The following is a 23,193-nucleotide window of genomic DNA, read 5'->3' as shown; positions in this document are numbered from 1 at the left end:
ACCCTGCTGCCCTCACTCGGTTTCACGGTATTGGCACAGATCTCGCTAAGTAATCCCCACAGGTAACCAACGGCGGTTGCCCCACCTACGACAAAGACGTCGCTCACCTCATTTGCCCCATGGCGAATCAGGTGGCGGCGTTTTTTTTGTTTTGGCCCCATTGCCCGGGGCGGGTGGTGCAGCCCTCAAGGCGCCCCACCTGCATGACTCCCGTTCGAGACTCCTATCAGCTGAGGTGCGCGATGAATTCAAGCTTCTGGAAATCCGGCCATACCCCGACCCTGTTCGCAGCCTTCCTCTATTTCGATTTGAGCTTCATGGTGTGGTACCTGCTTGGCCCACTGGCCGTGCAAATCGCCGCCGACCTGCACCTGACCACACAACAGCGAGGGCTGGTGGTGGCCACGCCTATTCTGGCCGGTGCGGTACTGCGCTTCATCATGGGCATGCTGGCTGATCGCCTGTCGCCGAAAACCGCTGGCCTGATTGGCCAGGTGATCGTCATTTGCGCCCTGTTCGGTGCCTGGAAACTGGGCATCCACAGCTACGAGCAGGCCCTGGTTCTGGGGCTGTTCCTCGGTATGGCCGGTGCGTCGTTCGCCGTGGCCCTGCCGCTGGCGTCGCAATGGTATCCGCCGCAGCATCAGGGCAAGGCCATGGGAATCGCCGGCGCCGGTAACTCGGGCACGGTGTTCGCCGCGTTGATTGCGCCGGTTCTCGCGGCTGCGTATGGCTGGAGCAACGTGTTCGGCTTTGCCCTCATTCCACTGATCCTGTCGTTGATCGTTTTCGCCTGGCTGGCCAAAAACGCGCCTGAACGGCCGAAAGCCAAGTCGATGGCCGACTACTTCAAGGCCCTGGGCGACCGCGACAGCTGGTGGTTCATGTTTTTCTACAGCGTGACCTTCGGTGGCTTCATTGGCCTGGCCAGTGCCCTGCCCGGCTATTTCAACGATCAATACGGCCTGAGCCCGGTGACGGCCGGCTACTACACCGCCGCCTGCGTGTTCGGCGGCAGCCTGATGCGCCCCTTGGGCGGTGCCCTGGCGGACCGTTTCGGCGGCATCCGCACCCTGCTGGCGATGTACACCGTGGCCGCGATCTGCATTGCTGCCGTCGGATTCAACCTGCCGAGTTCCTACGCTGCGCTGGCACTTTTCGTCTGCACCATGCTCGGCCTTGGTGCGGGCAATGGCGCCGTGTTCCAGTTGGTGCCGCAGCGCTTTCGTCGGGAAATCGGCGTGATGACCGGCCTGATCGGCATGGCCGGCGGCATCGGCGGTTTTGCCCTGGCGGCCGGCATGGGTGCGATCAAGCAAAGCACCGGCAGCTACCAAATGGCACTGTGGTTGTTCGCCAGCCTCGGCGTCCTCGCCTGGTTCGGCCTGCACGGGGTGAAACGTCGCTGGAGAACCACCTGGGGTTCGGCTGCCGTGACCGCTGCACGGGTCTGAGCCGGCGATGAGCCTGCAACTGAGTTTCGCCGAAGCCAGCGCCATCGGCCCACGCGAAGAAAACCAGGACGCGTTGCGGCTGGTCACACCGGCCCCGGCACTGGCGGCGAGCAAGGGTTACCTGTTCGCCATCGCCGACGGTGTCAGCCAGTGCGCCGACGGTGGGTTGGCCGCTCGTTCCACCCTGCAGGCACTGGCACTGGATTATTACGCCACCCCGGAAACCTGGGGCGTCGCCCAGGCACTGGATCGCCTGCTTCTGGCGCAGAACCGCTGGCTGCAGGCCAACGGCGGTGGACAACCGCTGCTGACCACGGTCAGCGCATTGGTCATGCGCGGGCGGCGCTTCACCCTGGCCCATGTGGGCGACTGCCGAGTGTATCGCTGGCATGCCGATCAATTGCAGCGCATCAGCGAGGATCACGTCTGGGACCAACCGGGCATGCAGCATGTGCTCAAACGAGCGATGGGGCTCGATCAGCACCTGGTGCTGGACTTCCTCGACGGCGAATTGCGCCTTGATGAAAGCTTTGTGCTGCTCAGCGACGGGGTCTGGGCGGTCCTGGGTGACACGGCCATTGCCGCGATTCTGCGAGACCAACCGGACCTGCACAGCGCCGCACACACCCTGGTCAATGCCGCGCACCTGGCCGGCAGCCAGGACAATGCCAGCGCCTTGCTGGTGCGGGTCGATGCCCTGGGTGAAACCAGCATCGGCGATGCGTTGATTCAACTGCAGCAATGGCCGCTGCCGCCCGCACTGAAACCGGGCCAGGAATTCGAGGGCTGGCAAGTCGAAGGGATCGTCGGCCAGAGCCAGCAATCCCTGCTTTATCGCGTGCGTGACAGTCAGCGACAGGCCTGGCTGCTGAAAACCCTGCCCGCTCACCTGCGCGACGATCATCCGGCCGGGCAAGCGTTGTTGTCGGAAGAATGGTTTCTCAAGCGTGTAGCCGGGCGTCATTTCCCCGAAGTGCATGCCGCCAGTCAGCGTCAGCATTTGTACTACGTGATGCGCGAATATTCAGGATCGACCCTGGCCCAGCTGCATGAGCAAGTCGGGCCGCTGCCGCTGGCCCAATGGCAAGACCTGGCCGAACGCCTGTTGCGAGCGGTGGGTATGCTGCATCGGCGGCAGATACTGCACCGCGATATCAAACCGGAGAACCTGCTGCTGGGGGACGACGGCGAGTTACGGCTGCTCGATTTCGGGCTCGCCTATTGCCCCGGCTTGTCCCTCGACGAGCCCTCTGCGCTGCCCGGAACCCCCAGCTACATTGCGCCAGAAGCGTTTCGCGGCGACCCGCCGAGCGCGCAACAGGATTTGTACTCGGTCGGCGTGACCCTGTATGTCCTGCTCACCGGGCATTTTCCCTACGGCGAAATCGAAGCGTTCCAACGCCCACGGTTCGGCGTTCCGGTGAATGCCAGCCGCTATCGCCCCGACCTCCCGGAATGGCTGATGCAAACCCTGGAACGCGCGGTAGCGGCGGATCCGGATCAACGCTTTGAAACGTCGGAAGAGTGGTTATTGCTGATGGAACAGGGCGAGCGCCGCAGTTTGAGCGTGCGCCCCAAACCGTTACTGGAGCGCGAGCCGTTGAAGGTGTGGCGGACCCTGGCGCTGATGTCGCTGGTGGCGAATCTGGTGCTGCTGGTGTTGGCGCTCCATTAGTGGGCGCCGCGCGTTGATTCGGTGCAATAAAACGCCGTTTGCCCAGGGCGGGCGCGCGCAGACACCGCGAACCACGGACTTGACCGACTTGGCACAACCACTGCATTAGCCTTCCCATCACACATAACGTGCAGGCTTCAACGACGAAGACTGCGCTTCCCGAGAGAACGGGACCGGACAAAGGCGTCCCCGTCAGGCAACTGGCGGGACGCCTTTTTTTGTTTGCGCGAAATTGTCGAGCACGACCTGGAAAGCCTGATGAGGCGGGTCGTTGTTCCCCGGAGAACCTGATGAAAAAGCTCAAACTGGTGATGATCGGCAATGGCATGGCCGGCGTTCGTACCCTTGAAGAACTGCTGAAACTGAGCAACGAGCTGTACGACATCACGGTCTTCGGTGCCGAACCCCATACCAACTACAACCGCATCCTGCTGTCGCCGGTGCTGGCTGGCGAGCAGACCTTCGAAGAGATCGTACTCAACGACCTGGACTGGTACCTGGAAAACGACATCAAGTTGCTGCTCAACCGCAGAGCCGTGGAAATCGACCGGGTCAGACGCCGGGTCATTGCCGAAGACGGCACCGTGGCCGAATACGATCGCCTGTTGATCGCCACCGGCTCCAGCCCGTTCATCCTGCCGATTCCCGGCAACACGCTGCAGGGCGTAATCGGCTACCGCGACATTGCCGACACCCAGGTCATGATCGACACCGCCAAAACCCATAAACACGCGGTGGTCATCGGTGGCGGGCTGCTGGGGCTGGAAGCTGCCAACGGGCTGATGCTGCGCGGCATGCACGTCACCGTCGTGCACCTCGGCAAATGGTTGCTGGATCGGCAACTGGACAAGACCAGCGGTCAGTTACTGCAAAATGCCCTGGAGGCCCGCGGCCTGCACTTTCGTCTCTGCGAGCAAACCCAGGCGTTGCACGATGCCGGCAATGGCCGGGTCGGCTCAGTCGAGTTCAAGAACGGCGACATCATTCCCGCCGATCTGGTGGTGATGGCTGCCGGAATCCGCCCCAACATCGAACTCGCGGAACAATCCGGCCTCCCTTGCGGCCGCGGGATTCTGGTCAACGATACCCTGCAAACCTACGACCCACGGGTCTACGCCATTGGCGAATGCGCCAGCCATCGCGGCATCGCCTATGGGCTGGTTGCACCGCTGTTCGACCAGGCCAAGGTCTGCGCCAATCACCTCGCACAACTGGGTTTCGCCACTTACAAGGGCTCGGTGACCTCGACCAAATTGAAAGTCACCGGCATCGACCTGTTTTCCGCCGGTGACTACATGGGCGGTGAAGGCACCGAAACCATCACCCTCACCGACCCCATCAGTGGCGTCTACAAAAAGCTGGTAATCAAGGACGACGTACTGGTCGGGGCCTGCCTGTACGGCGATACGGCCGACGGCGGCTGGTACTTTCGGCAAATCCTCGAGCATCAGGTCATCGGCGAAATCCGCGATCAACTGATGTTCGGCCATTCCTTTACCCTGGAACAGGCCTTGGGTGACGCCGGAACGACACGGGAAGTCGCCTGATGAACCGCCAGATCACTGCGTCCACCTGTTGTTACTGCGGGGTCGGCTGCGGCGTGCTGATCGAGCACGACGGCGAGCGCATCCTCGGCGTCAGCGGCGATCCAGCCCATCCGGCCAACTTCGGCAAACTGTGCAGCAAGGGCTCGACCCTGCATTTGACCGGCGACCTGAGCGCGCGAGCGTTGTATCCCGAACTGCGCCTGGGCAAAGGCCTGGCCCGCAGTCGCACCGACTGGGACACCGCCCTCGATCACGCCGCCAGCGTGTTTGCCCGCACCATCGCCGAACATGGCCCGGACAGTGTTGCGTTCTACATTTCCGGACAGTTGCTCACGGAGGATTACTACGCCTTCAACAAACTGGCGCGAGCGCTGGTGGGCACCAACAACATCGACAGCAATTCACGGCTGTGCATGTCTTCAGCGGTGGTGGGCTACAAACGCAGCCTCGGCGCCGACGCACCGCCCTGCAGCTACGAAGACCTGGAATCCAGCGATTGCGTGATGATCGTCGGCAGCAATATGGCCTACGCCCATCCGGTGCTGTTTCGTCGCCTGGAGGAGGCCAAATCCCGCCGCCCGCAGATGAAAATCATCGTCATCGACCCGCGCCGCACCGATACCTGTGATTTGGCTGACCTGCATCTGGCGATTCTGCCGGGAACCGATGTCGCTTTGTTCCATGGGATTTTGCACTTACTGCTGTGGGAAAACCGGGTCGACCACGACTTCATCAAAGCGCACACCCAAGGTCTGACGGAACTCAAGCATCTGGTACACGACTACACGCCTTCGATGGTTGCGCAGCTGTGTGGGATCAGCGTCGAACAGCTGCGCCAGTGCGCCGAATGGGTCGGTACCTCTGAGCGTTTTCTGTCCCTGTGGTGCATGGGGTTGAATCAGTCGACCGCTGGCAGCGCCAAAAACAGCGCGCTGATCAATCTGCATCTGGCCACCGGACAAATTGGCCGCCCCGGCGCAGGACCTTTCTCCCTGACCGGTCAGCCCAATGCCATGGGCGGTCGGGAAACCGGCAGTCTGTCGAACCTGTTGCCCGGGCATCGTGAAGCCGCCAATGCCGAACACCGCGCTGAAGTGGCCGCTTACTGGGGCGTCGAACAGCTCCCGGCCAATACCGGGCTGACTGCCATCGAACTGTTCGAGCAAGTGCGCAGCGGCAAGATCAAGGCGCTGTGGATCGCCTGCACCAACCCGGCGCAATCGATGCCGGACCAGAACGCCGTGCGCGCTGCATTGCAAACCTGTCCGTTCGTGGTGTTGCAGGAAGCGTTTCGCACCACCGAAACCGCCGCATTCGCCGACCTGTTGCTACCTGCCGCCAGTTGGGGCGAAAAAGACGGCCTGGTGACCAACTCCGAACGACGCATTTCCCACGTCCGCCAGGCCATCGTCGCACCCGGTGAAGCGCGGCCCGATTGGGCGATCACCGTAGATTTCGCACAGCGCCTGGAAAAAAATCTACGCCCCGGACAACCCAGCCTGTTTGCCTTTGAAGCCCCGGCGCAGCTCTTCGATGAATTCAAACAACTGACTCGCGGGCGAGACCTGGATTTGTCCGGCATCAGCCATGGCCTGATCGATCGGATCGGCCCGCAGCAATGGCCCTTCCCCGCGAATGCCAGCGAAGGCACCGCACGCCTGTACGGCGACGGCGTCTTCCCGACCGCCAACGGTCGCGCACAATTCATCGCCGAGCCTTTCCGCGCCGCCCAGGAGCAACGCGATGCACACTTCCCGCTGACCCTGATCACCGGTCGCTTGCGTGATCAATGGCATGGCATGAGTCGCACCGGCACCGCTGCGCAACTGTTCGGCCACGTGGGCGAAGCGGTCTTGAGCCTGCATCCGCAAGAGCTGCGCCAACATGACCTGGAACCAGGCGACCTTGTCAGCCTGAAAAGCCGGCGCGGCGAGGTGATTGTGCCGGTCAGCAGCGACGACAACGTGCGTCCCGGTCAGGCGTTTTTGCCCATGCATTGGGGCGATCGCTTTCTCAAGGGCGGCGTGAACAGTCTCACCCTCCCCGCCTTTGATCCGCTGTCGAAGCAACCCGAACTCAAGCACAGTGGCGTGCGCCTGGAGCCGGTTCAGTTGCCCTGGAGACTGTTCGCACTGATCGAGGGCGATGTACAACAGCATTTTGAGACGCTACGCCCCCTCTGTGAGACGTTTTCCTACGCAAGCCTCAGCCTGACAGGCCGTGAACGCCCAGCGTTGCTTATACGCGCTGCCAGCGCCACAGCACCGGACCCGCAATGGCTCCGGGATATCGATCAACACATGGGACTGCATGAAGGTCCGGTGTTGGCCTACGACGACCCGCTGCGCTCCATAGGCAAGCGGGTCCGTATCGACCACGGCCGAATTACCGCCATTCGCCTGGCTGGGGAAACCCTCGCCCAACACTGGCTGCTGAATCTTTGGCGGGAAGGTCGTACCGACGAACAACTTCGGCGCTGGTTACTGGCGCCGCTCAGCGCGCCACCAGGTCAGGCAGGCGCGTCGGCGACCGGTGACAAAACCCTGTGCAATTGCAAGAACGTCAGCCAAAGCGCGGTTTGCGCCGGTATCGCCCGGGGATTGGACTTGCAGGGTCTGAAACAAGAATTGGGCTGCGGTACGCAATGCGGCTCGTGCGTCCCGGAAATCAAGCGTTTGCTGGTCGCCAAGGCGCGACCGGTCGCGGTCACCTCGTGAGGAAAACACTATGAACGCAAAAGTCTGGCTGGTAGGCGCAGGACCTGGCGATCCGGAATTGCTGACCCTCAAGGCCGTTCGGGCATTGAGAGAGGCCGATGTCGTGCTGATCGATGACCTGGTAAATGACGCAGTATTGGAGCATTGCGTCGGCGCGCACATCATCCCCGTGGGCAAACGCGGCGGATGTCGCTCTACCCCGCAGGCGTTCATTCATCGACTGATGCTGCGTTACGCGCGCCAGGGCAAATGCGTGGTGCGGCTCAAGGGCGGCGATCCCTGCATTTTCGGGCGCGGCGGCGAAGAGGCGGCGTGGTTGCGTGAACGTGGGGTGGAGGTTGAATTGGTCAATGGCATCACGGCCGGACTCGCGGGCGCGACACAATGCGCTATTCCGCTGACCCTGCGCGGTGTCGCGCGCGGCGTGACGCTGGTCACTGCCCATACCCAGGACGGCAGTCGTCTGAACTGGCAGGCGCTGGCCCAAAGCGGAACAACCCTGGTGATCTACATGGGGGTGGCCAAGCTCGGCGAAATCCGCGAACAGTTGCTGGCCGGTGGAATGGCGACGGATACGCCAGTGGCGATGATTGAAAACGCATCCCTGCCCCACCAACGGGAGTGTCGGAGTGACCTGTCGGCGATGGAGGAAGATGCCGGCGCCTTCCAGCTCAAGAGCCCGGCCATTCTGGTCATCGGCACCGTGGCGGCCTGTGCAATGTCTTCTCAGTGGGAGCGTGGCTTGCCCGCGATGGTGGCCGATCAAAACGCCTGATCTGCCGGATTGCCACTTGTTTCATCAAATCGCAGACAAAGAAAAGCCCGGCCTGAGCCGGGCTTTTCTCAGAGCTGCGGGCTAATTACTTAGCTTGAGCTTCAACCTGCGCTTCTACGCGACGGTTAACTGCACGGCCAGCTTCAGTTTTGTTGTCAGCAACTGGGCGAGATTCGCCGTAGCCAACAGACTGAACGCGGGACGGTTGAACACCGTACTGGTTGGTCAGAACTTGCTTAACGGCGTTTGCACGACGCTCGGACAGTTTCTGGTTGTAAGCGTCAGGACCGACGTTGTCAGTGTGACCTTCAACAGTAGTGGTGGTGGATGGGTACTGCTTCATGAAGTCAGCCAGGTTTTTGATGTCGCCGTAGCTGTTAGGCTTGACTACCGACTTGTCGAAGTCGAATTTCACGTCCAGCTCAACACGAACCACTTCAGCAACTGCTGGGCAACCATCAGCGTCAACGGTTACGTTGGCTGGGGTGTCAGGGCACTTGTCAACGTTGTCGCATACGCCATCGTTGTCGCTGTCGGAGCAGACTTCAGCTGGTGCTGGAACTGGAGCAGCAGCAGGCTTGGAGCCGCCACCGAAGTTCACACCCAGACCTACGGACGGGATGTAGTCCCACTTGCCGTTGTCCAGCTTGTAGTCAGCTTCTACGCCAGCACGGGCGAAGAAGTTCTCGAGGAAGTAGTACTTAACGCCGGCGCCTGCAGTCAGGAAAGTCGACTGGTCACGACCGGTGTGGCCGTCAGCGGCTACGTTGGTCATGCTGCCGTGCTTAACACCACCTTGAACGTAAGGACGCAGTGCGTCGCCAGCGTTGTTGAAGTGGTACTGAGCGTTCAGACCGAACTGGTCGCCTTTGATTTTCTGACCGCCAGTGCCGTTGTTCGAACGGGTGTAGTCATCTGCGTTGTAGGTCGCGTTCAACGACACGTCGTCGGTCAAGAAGTAACCGATGGAAGCGCCAGGAGTGTAGCCATCTTCAACGTTGTTAACGCTGTCGTTGTACTTTTTCCCGTAGTTGAGCTCGCCTTCAACTGCGCCTTGGCCTTGTGCCAGAGCGCCGAACGAAGTGGCGGCAATAAGAGTACCAATGGCCAAGCCCAAGGTGTTTTTCAGTTTCATCCGTTAAATCCCCATCTGGTGATTGTGAAGCAGTCCCGCAAACCGGGGGACAACTCGGCGGCAAGTCTATCAGAACTTGCCTACACGTAAGAGATATTTGCGCCGAACTAAGTTTCAGCAATACCTGCAAATTTCTCACGTAATTTGTCTAGAGCGCGTTTGTACCGCATTTTTGTTGCACTCAAACCCATGTGCATGATGTCTGCGATCTCCTGAAACTCCAGCTCTGCGACAAATCGTAGCACCAGAATTTCGCGGTCAATCGGGTTCACATACACCAGCCAGCGATCGAGTCCACCCTTTTCCTCCGGTTTCGGCGCCTTTTCTTCAGACGCTTCTTCGAGGGGGTCGAGACTCAAGGCGTCCATCAAGCGACGCTTTCGCCGTTCTTTCCGATACTGAGTGATGCATTCGTTGTAAGTGATGCTGTATAGCCATGTCTTGAACTTCGATTTGCCCTCGAAATTCTTCAAGCCATACAGCACCTTCAACATCACTTCCTGACAGACATCGTCTGCGTCGCGATCGTTCCCGAGATATCGTGCGCAGACGTTAAATAATGTTCGTTGGTAACGCCGCATCAGTTCTTCATAGGCGCGCGTTACGTGAAACAGCTCGGTGTGCGAGCGCGCGACCAACTCCTCATCAGAGAGCTCGCGGGGGTCGTAGCGCATGGATAGCGATTGGGCTTTATTCAAAACAAGTCGGGCCGACAGTCAGGTCAATGTCCGCCGCAGCCAGCATCAGCGGGCATTTTGCGGCGGCATACATTAGCAGGGTTTGCCGGGTTAGCGGCTACTCACATGCTGTTCGAGAAGGATCCGATTGGAAAGAGAGACTAGCTCACCCTCATCGGTCAGCAATGTGGTTTTAACCGTGCCGATCTCTTCGATCTGGCCTTCGACCTCGCCAACACGCACTTGTTGCCCAACCTGGTACAACTCACGCACATAGATTCCCGCAAGAATCTGGCCGGCAATTTCCCGGCTTCCCAATCCCATGGCCAGCGCAACCGCCAGACCAACGGTAATCAATACAATCACAATCACATGGTTGAGCAGGTCAGTCTTGACCTCCAACTGGCTGATCGCGACCGAAATACTGATGATGATGACCAATCCCTGGGCAATTCGCCCAAGGCCAGAAGCGTAGTCCAGGCCTACGCCTTCTGCCGCGCCGCGCACCAGTCCGTTGGCCAGTTGCGCGAGCAAGACCCCCACCAGCAACACCAGCGCTGCGCCAAAGACCTTCGGCAGATACAACGCGAGCATGTCCAGCGTAGCCGAAACTCGTTCAAGTCCAAGGGATTCTGCCGCAGAAACCAGAAAAATCAGCAGAACGAACCAATAGACAATCTTGCCGATCAGGGTAGAAATCGGTACCTGTAGCCCGGCACGAGATAGCAACTTGGTCAGACCGGTGCCGCCCATCAGGCGATCGAGGCCCAGTTTGGCCAGCAACTTGGAGAGCAGCGTGTCCAGCAATTTGGCCACGACAAAACCCAACAGCAGCACAACCAGTGCGCCGAACAGGTTCGGAATGAAGTTGGCAACCTTGGTCCACAACGCGGTCATGGCAGTGACGAGGCTCTGAGTCCAGAGATCAAGTTCCATATTCAATCAGCCTTATCAGCAGTGCGGGCAGCAGGTTTACGAAGACGGGACACCGGCGCGACATGGGCCGATCCATTATTAACGGCGATCATCAGGGCGGGCAACCAACGGCCCAGCAGGCTGAACAAATCACCGGCACCGACCTGGCGGTTGGCGGTTTTCAGTACACGACCAAGGCACGCATCGTCGTCCCGGGTGGACGGTGATGCCTTGAGCATGTCACGCAAAGACTGTTCAAACGGATCGTGCATACGCACCTCTCGTGATGTCTGTGAAAGACGCGATCAAATTTACCCGGGTCACATGGGCCACTTTCAAACCCAGCGCAAACGTCGGAATAACCACCACTGCCCCAATGCCACCGAGACCATCATCAGGCAGGCAATCAGGAAGCCATAAGGGCTCGCAGAGAATGGAATTCCACCGACGTTGATCCCCAACAGACCGGTCAAAAAACTCATTGGCAAAAAAATCCCGGTGATGATCCCGAAGCGGTACATCGTGCGGTTCATGCGCACGCTCAATCGTCGGTCTTCGGTCTCAAGGACCAGCCCTACCCGCTCCCGGGTCAACTCCAGCTCTTCAAGATAGCGGGTCAGACTGTTGTTCAATTCGTTCCAGTAATCACCATCATCGTCGACGAACCAGGGCAGTTTGATCCGCGTCAGTTGACCAAAAATATCCCGCTGCGGAGCGAGAAACCGCTTCAACGCCGCCGCCCGGCGACGGATCTGCAAAACAGCTCCGTGTTCCGGTGTATACCGTTCGTCGGTATCCAGCTTTTCTTCTTCCTCATCGACCACTTCCGAGAGGTCGCTGACCAGATCCTGCAACTTGTTGGTCAGGTACTGCGCCATGCACAGGATGAGTTCGGAGGCTGTTTTCGGTCCCTTGCCCTCCGCCAGTTGCTCCAGCAGTTCCTCCGTGGCGCGCAACGGGCGCAAACGCAGGGAGATGACACGCTGGGCAGAACCGAAGATTCGCACCGAGACCATGTCTTCAGGCTCGGCCCCCGGATTCAGATTGACCCCGCGCAAAAATAGCAGCAGTTCGCTGTCCGAAAGCTGTAAAAGACGCGGTCGGGTGTTTTCTTCCAGCAAAAGATCACAGCTGAATTCGCTCAGGCCACTGGATTTGCGCAGCCAGGTCTGGGTTTGCGGATGACTGCGATCCCAGTGCAGCCACAGGCTTTCATGGGCCTGGAGCTGCAGTTCATCGAGTTCAGTCCGGGCTATCGAACGCGCGCCGCCTTTACCATCCAGCACCAGGGCATGTACCAGCCCCCATTGCGCGTTTTCTTCCTCGAACATCCGCATTCCATTCTTCAAAAAAAATCGACCAAAACTTACTCGGGCATTGCAAGCGGGCTTGGCGAGACGATCACGCCGTTATTGTCCGCATAGATGTAATGGCCCGGATGGAAGGTCACGCCCGCAAAGGTTACGGCCACGTTCAGATCACCGATACCGCGCTTGTCGGTTTTCATCGGGTGGCTGGCCAGGGCCTGAACGCCCAGATCGGTTTGCGCGATGACGTCAACGTCACGGATGCAACCGTAGATCACCAGCCCTTCCCAGCCGTTTTTCGCGGCCTTCTCGGCGATCATGTCGCCCAGCAGCGCGCGACGCAGGGAGCCGCCACCATCGACCACCAGTACCTTGCCATCTCCCTTGAGCTCGGCTTGCTCCTTGACCAGCGAGTTGTCTTCGAAGCATTTGATGGTCACGATTTCGCCGCCAAAGGAATCACGGCCGCCAAAATTGCTGAACATCGGTTCCAGCACCTGCACCAGCTCCGGATAGGCGTCGCACAGGTCAGGCGTTAGGTAATGGTTCATCGAGAAACTCCTGTGAAGAGGAAGAAAGCACGAACATCAGTGATGACTCAGTCATCGAAAATGACCAGAACAGCTCAATGCGTCATATCTTAGCCGCTAGCCGATCAGAGCGAAATGCCCTTGATAGAGCGTCGGGTTCAAATCGCCGCGGCCAAATCCGCTGTTTCACCCAGCAGAGGGGTTTGCTGATCCGCCAGCCAACGGGCCACCAATGGCCAGACTTCAGCCTGTGCGGCTTTGCTGACCAACATTTCAACGTGACCGAAATTATCGGTAAAGCCCTGCTCGCGACCCAGGTTGATAAATTGCTTGTGCTCGGACCCCATCTGATCGAACAGCTTGCGACAAGCCCAGGCCGGATCCTGATGATCACCGGCGGCACTCACCGCCAGCACCGGCAAACTGACCTCGGCCAAACCCGCCCACCAGTCCTTGTCTGCATCACCAAAGCGCCCGAACAGGCCATGCCAACGCATGCTTTCCAGGGCCAGGCCAATCGGCTCGTCCTCCGGGCCGCGTTTGAGCCGTGAACCCGACAGCTGGGCAAAACGCTTGAGAATGAAACGACCGCTCCACTCCACCGGCGGGATTTTCAACGGCCAGTACGTGCGACTGACCTGCGCGCCAAAGAACGCCGCGGACGCCACCACGGGCTCACCGATGTATTGACCGCCCAATGCGGCTGCCAGGGTAATGCCGCCCAGCGAGTGGCCGATCCAGTGTGGGACCTGGCCGCTTTGCTCACGCACGAACGCGCCAATGGCCGGCAAATCGTAACGAGCGTAGTCGGCGACACGGTTCTTGCGGTAGTTCTGATTGCGCTGTGAGAGGCCGTGACCGCGCATTTCCGGAATCCAAACGTCGAAGCCCAGGCGCGTCAGATAGACGCCGAGCCCCAGCCCTTTCGCGGAAAACCAGAAACGTCGATTGGAAAAACTGCCGTGCAACAGGATGACCGGCACGCCACGCACCGCGGGCTCATCGGCCATGCCTAGGCGAGTCACCGCAATTTCGACGGTGCCATCGGGGCTGTTGCCGGGTTTTAAACGATAAACATCTTCGCTCAGATCGCCGCGCCGCTCGGCGCTGATCAGGGCGACAGGAAATAGGTTGCTGCTGCTTTGCATAAGTTCTTGCACAAAAAAGGGCGGCATCCGGAGGAGCCCGCCCTACTTGAATCTTAAAGGCACCGCCCCTGTGGGAGCGAGCCTGCTCGCGATGGACTCCAGAACAACGCGTTTATTCAGTAAACGCGCATGATCGTTCACGACCATCGCGAGCAGGCTCGCTCCTACAAGAGAGCGGCCCGTTCACACTGGATCAAGCCTGCGCCTGACCCTCAGCCAGGAAGAACCAGGTTTCCAGTACGGAATCGGGGTTCAACGATACGCTTTCGATGCCTTGTTCCATCAGCCATTTGGCCAGGTCCGGGTGGTCCGAAGGGCCCTGACCGCAAATGCCGATGTACTTGCCGGCCTTGTTGCACGCGGCAATGGCGTTGGCCAGCAGCTTCTTGACCGCTGGGTTACGCTCGTCGAACAGGTGCGCGATGATCCCGGAGTCACGGTCCAGGCCCAGAGTCAGCTGGGTCAGGTCGTTGGAACCGATGGAGAAGCCGTCGAAGAACTCAAGGAACTCATCAGCCAGGATGGCGTTGGACGGCAGTTCGCACATCATGATAACGCGCAGACCGTTGTCGCCACGGGCCAGACCGTTCTCCGCCAGCAGGTCAACCACCTGGCTCGCTTCACCCAGGGTGCGGACGAACGGCACCATGATTTCGACGTTGGTCAGTCCCATCTCGTTGCGCACGCGCTTGAGGGCACGGCATTCGAGTTCGAAGCAGTCACGGAACGATTCGCTGATGTAACGCGAGGCGCCACGGAAACCCAGCATCGGGTTTTCTTCTTCCGGCTCGTAGAGCTTGCCGCCGATCAGGTTGGCGTATTCGTTGGACTTGAAGTCCGACAGACGCACGATGACCTTTTTCGGCCAGAACGCTGCCGCCAGGGTGCTGATGCCTTCAACCAGCTTCTCGACATAGAAACCGACCGGATCGTCGTAACCGGCGATTCGCTTGTTGACGCTTTCCTTGATGTCCGACGGCAGACCGTCGTAGTTCAGCAGCGCCTTCGGGTGCACGCCGATCATGCGGTTGATGATGAACTCCAGACGGGCCAGACCCACACCGGCGTTCGGCAGCTGCGCGAAGTCGAAAGCACGGTCCGGGTTGCCGACGTTCATCATGATCTTGAACGGCAGCTCCGGCATGGCATCCACGGAGTTCTTCTTGATGTCGAAGCCCAGTTCGCCTTCGAAGATGAAACCGGTGTCGCCTTCAGCGCAGGAAACGGTCACGCCCTGGCCGTCTTTCAACAGCTGGGTGGCGTTACCGCAACCGACCACGGCCGGGATCCCCAGTTCACGGGCGATGATCGCCGCGTGGCAGGTACGGCCGCCACGGTTGGTGACGATGGCGCTGGCACGCTTCATGACCGGTTCCCAGTCCGGGTCGGTCATGTCGGAAACCAGTACGTCGCCTGGCTGGACCTTGTCCATCTCGGACACGTCCTTGATGATGCGGACCTTGCCGGCGCCGATGCGCTGGCCGATGGCACGGCCTTCCACCAGCACGGTGCCGGTTTCTTTCAACAGGTAACGTTCCATGACGTTGGCCTGGGTGCGGCTCTTCACGGTTTCCGGACGGGCCTGCACGATGTACAGCTTGCCGTCGTCACCGTCCTTGGCCCATTCGATGTCCATCGGGCACTTGTAGTGCTTCTCGATGATCATCGCCTGCTTGGCCAGTTCGCTGACTTCGGCGTCGGTCAGGCAGAAACGCGCGCGATCGGCCTTGTCGACATCGACGGTCTTGACCGAACGACCGGCCTTGGCCTCGTCGCCGTAGATCATCTTGATGGCCTTGCTGCCCAGATTGCGGCGCAGGATCGCCGGACGACCGGCAGCCAGCGTGCCCTTGTGGACGTAGAACTCATCCGGGTTCACCGCGCCTTGCACGACGGTTTCACCCAGGCCGTAGGCGCCGGTGATGAACACCACGTCACGGAAACCCGATTCGGTATCGAGGGTGAACATCACGCCGGCCGTGCCGGTTTCGGAGCGGACCATGCGCTGCACGCCGGCCGACAGGGCAACCAGTTTGTGGTCGAAACCCTGGTGGACACGGTAGGAAATGGCGCGGTCGTTGAACAACGAGGCGAACACCTCTTTGGCGGCGCGAATGACGTTTTCGACACCACGGATGTTCAGGAACGTTTCCTGCTGGCCAGCGAAGGAAGCGTCCGGCAGGTCTTCGGCGGTAGCGGAAGAACGCACGGCCACGGCCATGTCAGGGTTGCCGGCGGACAGCGTGGCGAATGCCGTGCGGATTTCGGTGTTCAGTTTTTCAGGGAACTCGGCTTCCATGATCCATTGACGGATCTGGGCGCCGGTCTTGGCCAGGGCGTTCACGTCGTCGACGTCCAGGGCATCAAGGGCGTCGTGAATCTGCTGGTTCAGGCCGCTCAGTTCCAGGAAATCACGATATGCCTGAGCGGTCGTGGCGAAGCCACCAGGCACCGATACACCGGCACCTGCAAGGTTGCTGATCATCTCGCCCAGGGATGCGTTCTTGCCCCCCACATGCTCCACATCATGGACGCCGAGCTTATCGAGGGAAACTACGTACTCTACCAAGGTGATCTCTCCACTAACTGTGTTGGAAAAGCTCAGAAGCCGGTTTGCTCGGAAGAGCGTTTGCCAGCTGTATGGCCTGGACCTGGAAAATAAGTGAGAATGCGGGCCAATGGCGGCCGGCAAATCGCGCCTATCATATCCAAGATTCGTTACTAGCTTAAGGCCCAAGGTGCAAATGAAACGATCTGCTTTCTTTATCTCCGATGGCACCGGCATTACCGCCGAAACCCTGGGTCAAAGCCTCCTGGCGCAGTTCGAGAACATTACCTTCAGCAAATTCACCCGGCCGTACATCGACAACGCGGATAAAGCGCGGGCCATGGTACAACAAATCAACAGAGCCGCCGAAACCGACGGCTTCCGTCCGATTATCTTCGACACCATCGTCAATCAGGACATTCGTGAGATCCTTGCGACTTCCAATGGTTTCATGATCGACATTTTCTCGACCTTCCTGGCGCCTCTCGAACAGGAACTGACCGAGCATTCTTCCTACACCGTCGGCAAATCCCACTCCATCGGCGCCAACACCAATTACATGGAGCGGATCGAGGCGGTGAACTTCGCCCTCGACAACGACGACGGCGCCCGCACGCACTACTACGACAAAGCCGACCTGATCCTGGTGGGCGTGTCGCGTTGCGGCAAGACCCCCACCTGCCTGTACATGGCCATGCAGTTCGGTATCCGCGCCGCCAACTACCCGCTGACCGAAGACGACATGGAGCGCCTGCAACTGCCAAGCGCCCTGCGCGCCCACCAGCACAAACTGTTTGGCCTGACCATCGACCCGGACCGCCTCACCGCGATCCGCAACGAGCGCAAGCCCAACAGCCGCTATTCGAGCTACGCCCAGTGCGAGTTCGAAGTGCGCGAAGTGGAAAACCTGTTCCGCCGCGAGAACATCCCGCACATCAACTCCACGCATTTTTCCGTTGAAGAGATCTCGGCGAAGATCCTCGTGGAAAAAGGCGTCGAGCGGCGCTTCAAGTAAGTTTCTATCGCCGGTTCCGGCCTTATCGCCAGCAGGCTGGCTCCCACAGGGGATTTGCGGTGAACGCAAATCAACGGTGGGAGCCAGCCTGCTGGCGATTGAGCGATAACGCGGTCTTCTAGATCACAAACAAATCCACAAATCTATTAACGGGCGTCGCTTCAAGCGCTGCCTGATCCTTGCACAACGCAAAAATCTCGGCGCTACGCTGGCCGGTGAATCGAGTCAGCAAGTTCGCCTTGAACTTCTCCTCCAGCAATGGAATACCGTCGGCACGGCGCCGCCGATGCCCGATCGGGTACTCCACCACCACGTTCTCGGTGCTGGTACCGTCCTTGAAAAACACCTGAACGGCATTGGCGATGGAACGCTTGTCGGCCTCCAGGTACTCGCGGGTGTAAACCGGGTTTTCGACGATGACCATTTTCTCGCGCAACACATCGATGATCGGATGTGCCTTGTGGAAGTCATCTTCGTAGTATTCGGCCACCAGATTGCCGAATGCCAGTGGCACCGCGGTCATGTACTGGAGGCAGTGATCGCGGTCGGCGGCATTGGCCAAAGGGCCGACCTTGGAAATGATGCGTATCGCCGATTCGTGGGTGGTGATGACGATCCGGTCGATGTCGTGAAGACGATTTCGCACCTGCGGGTGCAGCGTCACTGCGGCTTCACAGGCTGTTTGTGCGTGGAACTCGGCGGGAAAACTGATCTTGAACAGCACGTTTTCCATCACATAACTGCCGTACGGCCGGGAAAAACTGAACGCCCGTTTGTCTTCGGGCTTTAGCGCCAGGTCCTTATTGGTGTGGCTGAACAGCACGTCATAAAAGCCCCACTGCCCGGCACTCAACACACCGGGAATGCCCATCTCGCCGCGCATGGCGATGTCCGCCAGACGAACACCACGACTGGACGCGTCGCCCGCCGCCCAGGATTTTCTCGAGCCGGCATTCGGTGCATGGCGATAGGTGCGCAGCGCCTGGCCGTCGGCGAAGGCGTGAGACAGCGCTGAGAGTAACTGCTCGCGGTCTGCCCCCATCAGCTTGGCGCAGACCGCCGTCGAGGCGACCTTCACCAGAATGACGTGATCAAGGCCTACACGATTGAACGAATTTTCCAGCGCGATCACGCCTTGAATCTCATGGGCCATGACCATCGCTTCCAGCACCGTGCGAACCGTCAACGGCGCCTCACCATTGGCCAGACGCTTTTGCGACAAGTGATCGGCCACCGCGAGAATGCCGCCGAGGTTATCCGACGGATGGCCCCACTCGGCCGCGAGCCAGGTATCGTTGTAGTCAAGCCAGCGCACGATGCAGCCAATGTCCCAGGCCGCCTTGACCGGATCGAGGCGGTAGTTGGTGCCGGGCACGCGAGCGCCGAACGGCACGACAGTGCCTTCGACGATGGGCCCCAGGTGTTTGGTGCACTCAGGGAAACGCAGGGCCAGCAAGCCGCAGCCAAGGGTGTCCATCAGGCAGTTGCGAGCGGTGTCGAGGGCTTCCCGGGACTCGATGGTGTAATCGAGTACGTAATCGGCGATGTCCTGCAGCACCTGGTCATAGTCCGGGCGATTGTTGAGGTCAACGTTGGCGCTCATGTTCGTTTCACCCTTTGTAGGAGCGAGCTTGCTCGCGATGGTTGTCAACGATAACGCTGGGTACCTGACACCCCGTGGTGCTCTCAGGTTCATCGCGAGCAGGCTCGCTCCTACGATAGGGCATGGGTCAGAACGAATCACCGGGCACGCGAACGTAACCTTCCATCAACACCCGCGCACTGCGGCTCATGATGGCTTTGTTCACGGTCCACTCGCCGTTCACCTGACTGGCTTCAGCGCCGACGCGCAAGGTGCCGGACGGGTGACCGAAGCGCACCGCGTTGCGCTCGACTCCGCCCGCCGCCAGGTTGACCAGGGTGCCAGTAATCGCCGCCGCGGTGCCGATGGCGACAGCCGCCGTGCCCATCATCGCGTGGTGCAACTTGCCCATCGACAACGCACGCACCAACAGGTCGACATCACCCGCCGCAACGGTTTTGCCACTCGAGGACACGTAGTCAGCCGGCTTGGCCACGAACGCCACTTTCGGCGTGTGCTGGCGCTTGGCGGCTTCGTCGATGTTGGCAATCAAGCCCATACGCAGCGCGCCGTAGGCACGGATGGTTTCGAACATCAGCAGTGCTTTGGGGTCGCCGTTGATCGCGCCCTGCAACTCGGTGCCCTTGTAGCCGATGTCTTCGGCATTGACGAAAATCGTCGGGATGCCGGCGTTGATCATGGTCGCCTTGAGGGTGCCGACGCCCGGCACTTCCAGATCATCGATCAGGTTGCCGGTCGGGAACATCGACCCGCCACCGCCCTCTTCTTCCGCGGCCGGGTCCATGAATTCGACCTGCACTTCAGCGGCCGGGAAGGTCACGCCGTCGAGTTCGAAATCGCCGGTTTCCTGCACTTCGCCGTTGGTGATCGGCACATGGGCGATGATGGTCTTGCCGATGTTGGCCTGCCATACGCGCACCACGGCCACGCCGTTGTGCGGAATGCGGCTGGCGTCCACCAGACCGTTGCTGATGGCGAACGAACCGACCGCCGCGGACAAGTTGCCGCAGTTGCCGCTCCAGTCCACGAAAGGCTTGTCGATGGAGACCTGACCGAACAGGTAATCGACGTCGTGATCGGCCTTGATGCTTTTCGACAGAATCACGGTTTTGCTGGTGCTCGACGTCGCGCCGCCCATGCCGTCGATTTGTTTTTCGTACGGGTCGGGGCTGCCGATTACGCGCAGCAGCAAGGCGTCGCGGGCCGGGCCTGGAACCTGGGCCGCTTCAGGCAAGTCTCGCAGGCTGAAGAACACGCCTTTGCTGGTGCCGCCGCGCATGTAGGTGGCGGGAATCTTGATTTGCGGTGCATGAGCCATGGTGCTCGTTACTCCTGATCTGGAAAAAGACACGGGACTCAAAGTCCCGTGTCTGTGCAGCGTGTGTTAAACGGCAACCGCCGATTCTTCGAGGAAGTCCTGGGCGAAGCGTTGCAACACGCCGCCGGCCTCGTAGATCGACACTTCTTCGGCGGTGTCGAGACGGCAGGTCACCGGCACTTCGACGCGCTCGCCGTTCTTGCGATGGATCACCAGCGTCAGCTCGGCGCGCGGGGTGCGTTCGCCCACCACGTCATAGGTTTCACTGCCGTCGATGGCCAGGGTGTGACGATTGGTGCCCGGCTTGAATTCCAGCGGCAACACGCCCATGCCCACCAGGTTGGTGCGGTGAATGCGCTCGAAACCTTCAGCGGCAATCGCCTCCACGCCAGCCAGGCGCACGCCCTTGGCCGCCCAGTCGCGGGACGAGCCCTGACCGTAGTCGGCGCCGGCGATGATGATCAGCGGCTGCTTGCGGTCCATGTAGGTTTCGATGGCTTCCCACATCCGCATGACTTTGCCTTCCGGCTCCACACGAGCCAGCGAGCCCTGCTTGACCTTGCCGTTTTCCTGAACCATTTCGTTGAACAGTTTCGGGTTGGCGAAGGTGGCGCGCTGCGCGGTGAGGTGGTCACCACGGTGAGTCGCGTAAGAGTTGAAGTCCTCTTCCGGCAAGCCCATTTTCGCCAGGTATTCACCGGCGGCGCTGTCGAGCATGATCGCGTTCGACGGCGACAGGTGGTCAGTGGTGATGTTGTCCGGCAGCACGGCCAGCGGGCGCATGCCCTTGAGCGGACGGGCACCGGCCAGCGCGCCTTCCCAGTACGGCGGACGGCGGATGTAGGTGCTCATCTCGCGCCACTCATACAGCGGCGCGACTTTCGGGCCAGTGTCTTCGTGGATGGCGAACATCGGGATGTACACCTGACGGAACTGCTCCGGCTTCACCGAGGCTTTGACTACCGCGTTGATTTCTTCGTCGCTTGGCCAGATGTCCTTGAGGCGAATTTCCTTGCCGTCAACCACACCCAACACATCCTTCTCGATGTCGAAGCGGATGGTGCCGGCAATGGCGTACGCGACCACCAGTGGCGGCGACGCGAGGAACGCTTGCTTGGCGTACGGATGGATCCGTCCGTCGAAGTTGCGGTTACCGGACAGCACGGCGGTGGCGTACAGGTCGCGGTCGATGATCTCTTGCTGGATCACCGGATCCAGAGCGCCGGACATGCCATTGCAGGTGGTGCAGGCAAAGGCGACGACGCCAAAACCGAGTTGTTCCAGCTCGGTGGTCAGGCCGGCTTCATCCAGGTACAGCGCCACGGTTTTCGAGCCAGGCGCCAGGGACGACTTCACCCATGGCTTGCGGGTCAGACCCAGCTTGTTGGCGTTGCGCGCCAGCAGGCCGGCGGCGATCACGTTGCGCGGGTTGCTGGTATTGGTGCAACTGGTGATGGCGGCGATGATCACCGCGCCGTCGGGCATTTGCCCCGGCACATCTTCCCACTTGCCGGAGATGCCTTTGGCCGCCAGATCCGACACCGCGACACGGGCGTGCGGGTTGCTCGGGCCGGCCATGTTGCGCACTACCGTGGACAGGTCGAACGTCAGGCCGCGCTCGTATTGCGCGTCCTTCAGGCTGTCAGCCCAGAGGCCTGTGGTCTTGGCGTAGTTCTCCACCAACTGCACCTGATCGTCTTCACGACCGGTGAGCTTGAGGTAGTCGATGGTCTGCTGATCGATGTAGAACATCGCCGCCGTGGCGCCGTATTCCGGGGCCATGTTGGAGATGGTCGCGCGGTCGCCGAGGGTCAGCGCGGCAGCGCCTTCGCCGAAGAACTCCAGCCATGCGCCGACGACTTTTTGCTTGCGCAGGAACTCGGTCAGCGCCAGCACCATGTCGGTGGCGGTGATGCCCGGCTGCAGCTTGCCAGTCAATTCAACGCCCACGCTTTCCGGCAGACGCATCCACGATGCACGACCGAGCATCACGCTTTCCGCTTCCAGGCCACCAACGCCGATGGCGATTACACCCAGCGCATCGACATGAGGGGTGTGGCTGTCGGTGCCGACGCAGGTGTCGGGGAACGCCACGCCATCACGGACCTGGATCACCGGAGACATTTTCTCCAGGTTGATCTGGTGCATGATGCCGTTGCCCGGCGGGATCACGTCGACGTTCTTGAACGCCTTCTTGGTCCAGTTGATGAAGTGGAAACGGTCTTCGTTACGACGGTCTTCGATGGCGCGGTTCTTTTCGAACGCTTGCGGATCGAAGCCACCGCGCTCGACGGCCAGGGAGTGGTCGACGATCAATTGGGTCGGCACCACCGGATTCACTTGCGCCGGGTCGCCGCCTTGCAGGGCGATGGCGTCACGCAGGCCGGCGAGGTCGACCAGCGCGGTCTGGCCGAGAATGTCGTGGCACACCACGCGGGCCGGGAACCACGGGAAGTCGAGGTCGCGCTTGCGCTCGATGAACTGCTTCAGGGATTCGTTAAGCGTGGCCGGGTCGCAGCGACGCACAAGGTTTTCCGCCAGCACGCGAGAGGTGTACGGCAGGGTGTCGTAGGCGCCTGGCTGAATGGCTTCGACAGCCGCACGGACATCGAAGTAATCCAGCTGGCTGCCAGGCAGCGATTTGCGAAATTTTGTGTTCATCGTCAGGACTCGGTCACGGTAATTACAAAGGGTGGGGATGGCACCGGGCATGAAGTCAACACTTTCCACTGTGGGAGTGAGCCTGCTCGCGATGGTGTGTCAGTCGACACCAATGTGTATGACATTCCATCGCGAGCAGGCTCGCTCCTACAGGGATCTGCGTGAACT

General features: G+C 60.2%; 16 protein-coding genes and 1 pseudogene. 6 read left to right on the top strand and 11 right to left on the bottom strand.

The window, feature by feature from the left end:
- The first annotated feature begins 242 nt into the window (after positions 1–242).
- From AC1Q6D_RS19375 to cobA, 5 genes and pseudogenes are all read left to right on the top strand, one after another.
- Complete coding sequence (locus tag AC1Q6D_RS19375) at positions 243–1,454, top strand: nitrate/nitrite transporter (RefSeq protein ID WP_103402625.1); 1,212 nt, start codon at positions 243–245, stop codon at positions 1,452–1,454.
- A gap of 7 nt (positions 1,455–1,461) precedes the next feature.
- Positions 1,462–3,129: a bifunctional protein-serine/threonine kinase/phosphatase gene (locus AC1Q6D_RS19370; protein ID WP_103402624.1), complete on the top strand. Its 1,668-nt coding sequence runs from the start codon at positions 1,462–1,464 to the stop codon at positions 3,127–3,129.
- A 290-nt stretch (positions 3,130–3,419) separates the two neighbouring features.
- A pseudogene (locus AC1Q6D_RS19365) lies at positions 3,420–4,655 on the top strand (NAD(P)/FAD-dependent oxidoreductase); the annotation flags it as partial.
- A 20-nt stretch (positions 4,656–4,675) separates the two neighbouring features.
- Positions 4,676–7,393 (top strand): nitrate reductase, encoded by a 2,718-nt coding sequence (locus tag AC1Q6D_RS19360; RefSeq protein WP_103402622.1) that lies wholly within the window; start codon positions 4,676–4,678, stop codon positions 7,391–7,393.
- A 10-nt stretch (positions 7,394–7,403) separates the two neighbouring features.
- Positions 7,404–8,168 (top strand): uroporphyrinogen-III C-methyltransferase, encoded by a 765-nt coding sequence (gene cobA / locus AC1Q6D_RS19355; RefSeq protein WP_103402621.1) that lies wholly within the window; start codon positions 7,404–7,406, stop codon positions 8,166–8,168.
- An 85-nt stretch (positions 8,169–8,253) separates the two neighbouring features.
- On the opposite strand, the gene AC1Q6D_RS19350 is transcribed toward cobA, so the two are convergent.
- From AC1Q6D_RS19350 to ppsA, 8 genes are all read right to left on the bottom strand, one after another.
- Positions 8,254–9,303 carry an OmpA family protein gene (locus tag AC1Q6D_RS19350; RefSeq protein WP_103402620.1) on the bottom strand — a complete coding sequence of 350 codons (1,050 nt, stop codon included), beginning with the start codon at positions 9,301–9,303 and terminating at the stop codon, positions 8,254–8,256.
- A gap of 107 nt (positions 9,304–9,410) precedes the next feature.
- The gene (gene sigX / locus AC1Q6D_RS19345; protein WP_075949123.1) at positions 9,411–10,001 is read right to left on the bottom strand and encodes an RNA polymerase sigma factor SigX; all 591 of its coding nucleotides are present in this window, start codon (positions 9,999–10,001) and stop codon (positions 9,411–9,413) included.
- A 90-nt stretch (positions 10,002–10,091) separates the two neighbouring features.
- A complete protein-coding gene (locus AC1Q6D_RS19340; protein WP_008048604.1) occupies positions 10,092–10,916 on the bottom strand; it encodes a mechanosensitive ion channel family protein in 825 nt (274 codons plus the stop codon).
- A 2-nt stretch (positions 10,917–10,918) separates the two neighbouring features.
- A complete protein-coding gene (locus AC1Q6D_RS19335; RefSeq protein WP_047531500.1) occupies positions 10,919–11,167 on the bottom strand; it encodes a hypothetical protein in 249 nt (82 codons plus the stop codon).
- A gap of 63 nt (positions 11,168–11,230) precedes the next feature.
- A complete protein-coding gene (locus tag AC1Q6D_RS19330; protein WP_103402619.1) occupies positions 11,231–12,226 on the bottom strand; it encodes a zinc transporter ZntB in 996 nt (331 codons plus the stop codon).
- Positions 12,227–12,261: 35 nt separating this feature from the next.
- Positions 12,262–12,753, bottom strand: coding sequence for a ribonuclease E activity regulator RraA (gene rraA, locus AC1Q6D_RS19325; protein WP_103402618.1), 492 nt, complete (start codon positions 12,751–12,753; stop codon positions 12,262–12,264).
- A gap of 137 nt (positions 12,754–12,890) precedes the next feature.
- Positions 12,891–13,880 (bottom strand): alpha/beta fold hydrolase, encoded by a 990-nt coding sequence (locus tag AC1Q6D_RS19320; RefSeq protein ID WP_103402617.1) that lies wholly within the window; start codon positions 13,878–13,880, stop codon positions 12,891–12,893.
- A gap of 193 nt (positions 13,881–14,073) precedes the next feature.
- Positions 14,074–16,449 carry a phosphoenolpyruvate synthase gene (gene ppsA, locus AC1Q6D_RS19315; protein ID WP_090463871.1) on the bottom strand — a complete coding sequence of 792 codons (2,376 nt, stop codon included), beginning with the start codon at positions 16,447–16,449 and terminating at the stop codon, positions 14,074–14,076.
- Positions 16,450–16,624: 175 nt separating this feature from the next.
- Here ppsA and ppsR point away from each other — a divergent pair, with 175 nt between their 5' ends.
- Complete coding sequence (gene ppsR / locus AC1Q6D_RS19310) at positions 16,625–17,443, top strand: posphoenolpyruvate synthetase regulatory kinase/phosphorylase PpsR (RefSeq protein WP_047531512.1); 819 nt, start codon at positions 16,625–16,627, stop codon at positions 17,441–17,443.
- A 118-nt stretch (positions 17,444–17,561) separates the two neighbouring features.
- On the opposite strand, the gene prpD is transcribed toward ppsR, so the two are convergent.
- From prpD to acnD, 3 genes are all read right to left on the bottom strand, one after another.
- Positions 17,562–19,139 (bottom strand): 2-methylcitrate dehydratase, encoded by a 1,578-nt coding sequence (gene prpD, locus AC1Q6D_RS19305; protein ID WP_256590087.1) that lies wholly within the window; start codon positions 19,137–19,139, stop codon positions 17,562–17,564.
- Positions 19,140–19,173: 34 nt separating this feature from the next.
- On the bottom strand, positions 19,174–20,364 hold the full coding sequence (gene prpF, locus AC1Q6D_RS19300; RefSeq protein ID WP_103402615.1) for a 2-methylaconitate cis-trans isomerase PrpF: 1,191 nt from the start codon (positions 20,362–20,364) through the stop codon (positions 19,174–19,176).
- A 66-nt stretch (positions 20,365–20,430) separates the two neighbouring features.
- Positions 20,431–23,025 carry a Fe/S-dependent 2-methylisocitrate dehydratase AcnD gene (acnD, locus tag AC1Q6D_RS19295; protein ID WP_103402614.1) on the bottom strand — a complete coding sequence of 865 codons (2,595 nt, stop codon included), beginning with the start codon at positions 23,023–23,025 and terminating at the stop codon, positions 20,431–20,433.
- Positions 23,026–23,193 lie beyond the last annotated feature (168 nt).

This window comes from Pseudomonas sp. MT92 (assembly GCF_058792515.1).
The sequence above is the reverse complement of the archived record's forward strand: the minus strand, read 5'-3'. Positions and strand labels throughout refer to the sequence as shown.